The organism is Sulfuricaulis sp. (genome assembly GCF_049587675.1).
Taxonomy (GTDB): Bacteria; Pseudomonadota; Gammaproteobacteria; order Acidiferrobacterales; family Sulfurifustaceae; genus Sulfuricaulis.
The window spans coordinates 1-4,624 of sequence record NZ_JBAVEJ010000063.1 but is presented as its reverse complement, the minus strand read 5'-3'; the positions used below and the strand labels follow the sequence as shown (position 1 = coordinate 4,624).

Below are 4,624 nucleotides of genomic sequence, written 5' to 3'. Positions count from 1 at the left end.
TTGGACAGGATTAACCCCGAAAACCCCGGTCAGGTCACAGTTTCCGCCGATATCTGTTCTGTTTTCACTTTACTTCAATCACCGCCCCATTTCCGAATTATTCAGCCCTGCAGGCTGTCGCCGATCTGTTCGCAGTATTGTTGCAAATCTTCCGGCACGCCGGTCGGGCACACGCCGCATTTAAGATTGCCCGGTACTGCGTAATCGATGAACTTGGGATAAGCGAGCTTCAGTTCCTGCATGATCTTCACAAACTCCGCGAGCGTTTTGTCGCCGCCTAGGCGCGGGTTACGTGCTTTTTCCTGGCCGATGTTGGATACGCGCCGGCTTTTGTAGTCGTGTGCTGGGTACACCAGCGTGTCTTCGGGCAATGCGAACAGCTTTTCGCGCACGCTGCGGTAGAGCGTGGGGGCATCGCCGTTTTGAAAGTCGGTGCGCCCGCAGCCGTCGATCAGCAGCGCGTCGCCGGTGAATACGCGGCCATTGACGCGGTAGGCGTGATGCCCGTCGGTGTGTCCCGGCGTGAATAACGGATCTATCCGGATACTGCCGAGTTCGAACGGCTTGTCCTCCGTCAGCGGCGTGTCCACGCAGGGAAGATTATCGACCGCCGGATGCGCGATGCGGCTGGCGGCTTCCATTTTAAGCTTGCGCGCGGCGGTGATGTGGTCGGCATGAATGTGGGTGTCGAGCGTATAGGCGAGCTTGAGCCCGAGTTTGTTCAGCTCCTCGAGATCGCGCTGCCAGGTGGGCAGCACCGCGTCGATCAGTAACGCCTGTCCGGTTTTCTCGCAGCCGAGCAGATAGGTGTAGGTGCTCGATACCGGTTCGAACAGTTGTCGGAATATCACGTCATCTCCTTACGAAATCCACACGGCTTGTTAAGTGGGACCGTGGGTGGTTGCGAAGGTTGCACACTGTATTTGACACCGGGCCGCGGGCTCTGTGGGGTTGTTGAAATGATGCGCGTGTGCGTAAATGTTAGCGGTAGTTCTGAAGCGGAAGTTTTCTCATCTCTCGACCCTGGGGCAAGCATGCACCACCAACCATACCCCGTCTTCTGCCCATGCCGGTAGCCTTCTGGATGCTGTAAAATTAAAGGGGCCAGGCACGATATATTTTCTGCCCGCTTAATCCTGACTTTCGTCAAAGCCGTCGCTCCGTATTCAGGTCAGGGTCAGATCACCCTTCTCTCAGCTGACAGTCTCCGCGCTGTAGCGCGCGAGCAAGCCGGTGCGCACGGCGTGGCGGTAGACGCGTACGAAGAATCCGGCGGCCAGCACGATGTACAGCACCGACAGGCCCGCGGCCCATAGGAGGTGCGTCGCCGGGAACGTCCCGCCCGCGACGATCGCACGCATGCCCTCGAAGACGTACGAAGGCGCGAGCGCGTGCGCGATGGTCTGCATCCAGCCGGGTAGTGTGGCGAGCGGATAGAACACCCCCACGAACGGCGAGATCAGCGCTGGAATCGGCCAGATCAGCCATTCCGCGGCCGGCCCGAGGCGCAGGACGATGGCGGCGCCGAAGATGCCGAGGGCGATGCCAGTGAGGAACAGAACGAGCAGGAAGGGCGCGAGCATCGCGCCGTAGGCGAAGAATGACAGGCCGAAGGCGGCGGTCGCGAGTGCGAACATCATCACGAGCGCAAGCGAGCTGGTGATGACGCTGGTGAGCACCAGCCCGGCAACGTACTCGGCGATCGAGAGTGGCGTGGCGAAGATGTTGAGGAAGTTGCGCGACCACACATCCTCGAAGAACGTCGTGGTGACGCCGAGCATGACGCGCCCGAAGAAATCCCACAGCAGCACCGCGCCGAGCAGCGTCGAAACGAAATTGAAACCGGGTGCGGCGACAGTCTCGAGGTACTTGGTGATGAAGCCCCACAGCAGGATGTCGACCGCGACCCACATGACCAGCGGGAACAGGCGCGCGGGGCTGCCGCGCATGAGATAGAACTGGCGCAGCACGATGGCGTAGACCGGATGCCAGCGCATGCGACTCACCCGGCCTCGAGCGTCAGCGGCTCGCGCGCGACGGAGACAAAGAGGTCCTCGAGTGAGCTCTTGCCGTGCTCGCGCGGCAGCGTCTGCGGGTCGCCCGCGAGCAGGATCGCCCCGCGCGATAGGAACATCACCCGGTCGCACACCTCCTGGACCTCGACCATGTTGTGCGTGGTCCAGAGCACCCCGACCCCGTCGCGGCGCGCGAGCGCGCGGATCTGCGCACGGATCTCGCGCGCCTTCGAAGGATCGAGCGAGGCGGTCGGTTCGTCGAGGAGCAGCAAGTGTGGCCGGTTGAGCATGGCCTTGGCGAGCGCCGCGCGCGTCTGCTCGCCCGAGGAGAGCAGGCCGCATTTCACGTCGCGGAATGCCGTGAGGTCGAACTGCTCGAGCAACTCCTCGATGCGCGCGGCGCTGTTTTTGACGTCGTAGATCAGGGCAAAGAAGCGCAGGTTCTGGTACACGGTGAGATTGCCGGGCAGGGGCGCGTAGACGGCGGTGAAGTTCGTGCACGCGAGCGCCTGCGCGCGCTGCGTGGCCACGTCGCGGCCTTCGATACGGATCGTGCCCGCGGTCGGTTCGAGCACGCCGAGGATCATGTTGATGGTCGTGGTCTTGCCGGCGCCATTCGGGCCCAGGAGCCCGACGATCTCGTTGTGGTTGACCTCGAACGAAATGCCGTCGACGGCGAGCTTGTCGCCGAATTGCTTGCGGAGCGCGAAGACCGATAGTACCGGGGGCATGTCAGGTAATCTCCGTCCCATTATCGTTGTTCGCCGCCCTCACCGGAAGCCGATAATTAAAGAGGCCAGTCACGATTTATTCTTGGACGAAATACCGGTTTGTTCAGGTCACAGTTTCCGCTAATAAACCTGCTCAGCATTTAGTAAAAGGGAGCGAAGGAATTAAGCGCGAAAAACCGGGTGAACGAGGAATTTTCTCTAATATTCCGCTGCTGATACTATTCGCGTGTCACCCGCCGCCATCGATGCGGTGGGCGGCGACCCCAGTCGGTCGATAGCGCAGGAGGCGTCATGGCGGAAACGGACCTCGAGCGTCGCCAGTTCCTCAAACTAACCGTCGCAGCCGGCGGCGGGCTGCTTATCGGTTTTCACCTGTCGAATTCCACTGAAACCCGCGACGGCTATCAGCTCGGCGGCAATCACTTCAGTCCCAACTCCTGGATACATCTTGCTCCGGATGACACCGTCACTCTGATGGTGGCGACCTCCGAGCTGGGACAAGGCAGCATGACCGCGATCCCGATGCTGCTCGCGGAAGAGCTCGAGGCCGACTGGGCGAAGGTCAAGGTCGCGCCGGCACCGGTGAATCCCGACTTCAACAACCCGCTCACCAACAAGCAGTCGACCGGTGGCAGCACGGCGGTGCGCGGCTATTGGGAGTCGCTGCGCCGCGTCGGCGCCGGCACTCGCGAGTTGTTGATCGCGGCGGCCGCCAAGACCTGGGGTGTGGCGGCCAGCGAGTGTCACGCACGCAACAGCGAGGTCATTCACGCGTCCAGTGGTCGCCGGCTGCGCTATGGTGCGCTGCTCGCTGCCGCCAGCAAGCTCACGCCGCCGGCCGAAGTCCGTCTCAAGGACCCCAAGGATTTCCGCCTGATCGGCAGGCCCAGGGCGCGTCTCGACACGCCCGCCAAGGTCAACGGCAGCGCGGTATACGGTTGCGATGTGCGCGTGCCCGGCATGTTCACCGCGGTCGTGGCGCGCTGCCCGGTGTTCGGCGGCAAACCGAAGGGATACGACGCCGCCGCGGCGCGCGCGGTGGCCGGTGTGCATCAGGTGGTGGCGATTGATTCAGGCATCGCGGTCGTCGCCGACGGTTTCTGGTCCGCGCAGCGCGGGCGCGCGGCACTGAATGTGCAATGGGACTTCGGATCGAAGGCCAAGCTCGACAGTGCCGCGATCCAGACGCAGTTGCGCGCCGCGGTGCAGCGCCGCGGTAACGCGGACCGTAATGATGGCGACGTCGATAAAGCGCTCGCCGGTGCCACCCGCGTCGTCGAAGCGATGTACGAGACACCGTATCTGGCACACGCCTGCATGGAGCCGATGAACTGCACCGCGCATGTGCGCCGCGACGGTTGCGATGTCTGGGCGCCGACCCAGGCGCAGACCGGCGCGCGCGCGGCCGCCGCGAAGGCGAGCGGTCTGCCGAAATCCGCGGTACAGATTCACACCACCTTTGCCGGCGGCGGTTTTGGCCGGCGGCTGCAGCAGGACTTCGTGATCGAGGCGGTGCAACTTTCCAAGGCGGTCGGCGCTCCGGTGCAGGTGCTGTGGACGCGTGAAGACGACATGCAGCACGATTTCTATCGCCCGGCCAACTGCACGCAGCTGCGCGCCGCACTCGATAAGCGCGGTTTTCCGCGCGCCTGGTTTCAGCGCATCGCCGGGCCACGCACCGCGCTGGGCGGGGTCACCATTCCGTATGCGATCGAAAGCGTGCGGGTCGAGCAGGTCGAGGAGGATCCGGGCGTGCCGGTCGGCCCGTGGCGTTCGGTCGGCGCCTCGCAGAACGGCTTCACCGTCGAGTGCTTCATCGACGAGCTGGCGCACGCCGCCGGCCAGGACCCGCTCGCCTATCGGCTGGCGCTGCTGAAG

Annotated in this window: 4 protein-coding genes; 1 reads left to right on the top strand and 3 read right to left on the bottom strand. The window is 63.4% G+C overall.

Features of this window, described 5'->3' with window-relative positions; genetic code table 11:
• Nucleotides 1-101: 101 nt before the first annotated feature.
• The 3 genes from WB402_RS03315 to WB402_RS03305 form a co-directional block, all read right to left on the bottom strand.
• Nucleotides 102-851, bottom strand: a complete 750-nt coding sequence (locus WB402_RS03315; RefSeq protein WP_424205495.1) for an MBL fold metallo-hydrolase — start codon at nucleotides 849-851, stop codon at nucleotides 102-104.
• Between the two features lie 342 nt (nucleotides 852-1,193).
• A complete protein-coding gene (locus WB402_RS03310; RefSeq protein ID WP_424205496.1) occupies nucleotides 1,194-1,997 on the bottom strand; it encodes an ABC transporter permease in 804 nt (267 codons plus the stop codon).
• Between the two features lie 5 nt (nucleotides 1,998-2,002).
• Nucleotides 2,003-2,746: an ABC transporter ATP-binding protein gene (locus WB402_RS03305; protein ID WP_424205494.1), complete on the bottom strand. Its 744-nt coding sequence runs from the start codon at nucleotides 2,744-2,746 to the stop codon at nucleotides 2,003-2,005.
• Nucleotides 2,747-3,037: 291 nt separating this feature from the next.
• On the opposite strand from WB402_RS03305, the gene WB402_RS03300 reads away from it, so the two are divergent.
• Nucleotides 3,038-4,624 (top strand): molybdopterin cofactor-binding domain-containing protein (locus WB402_RS03300; protein ID WP_424205492.1); only part of this gene is annotated, 1,587 nt, incomplete at its 3' end.

What these genes read in the sequence shown, in the direction of transcription:
- WB402_RS03310 (WP_424205496.1), bottom strand. Translation starts at nt 1,997, where the DNA reads ATGCGCTGGCATCCGGTCTACGCCATCGTGCTGCGCCAGTTCTATCTC.
- WB402_RS03305 (WP_424205494.1), bottom strand. Translation starts at nt 2,746, where the DNA reads ATGCCCCCGGTACTATCGGTCTTCGCGCTCCGCAAGCAATTCGGCGAC.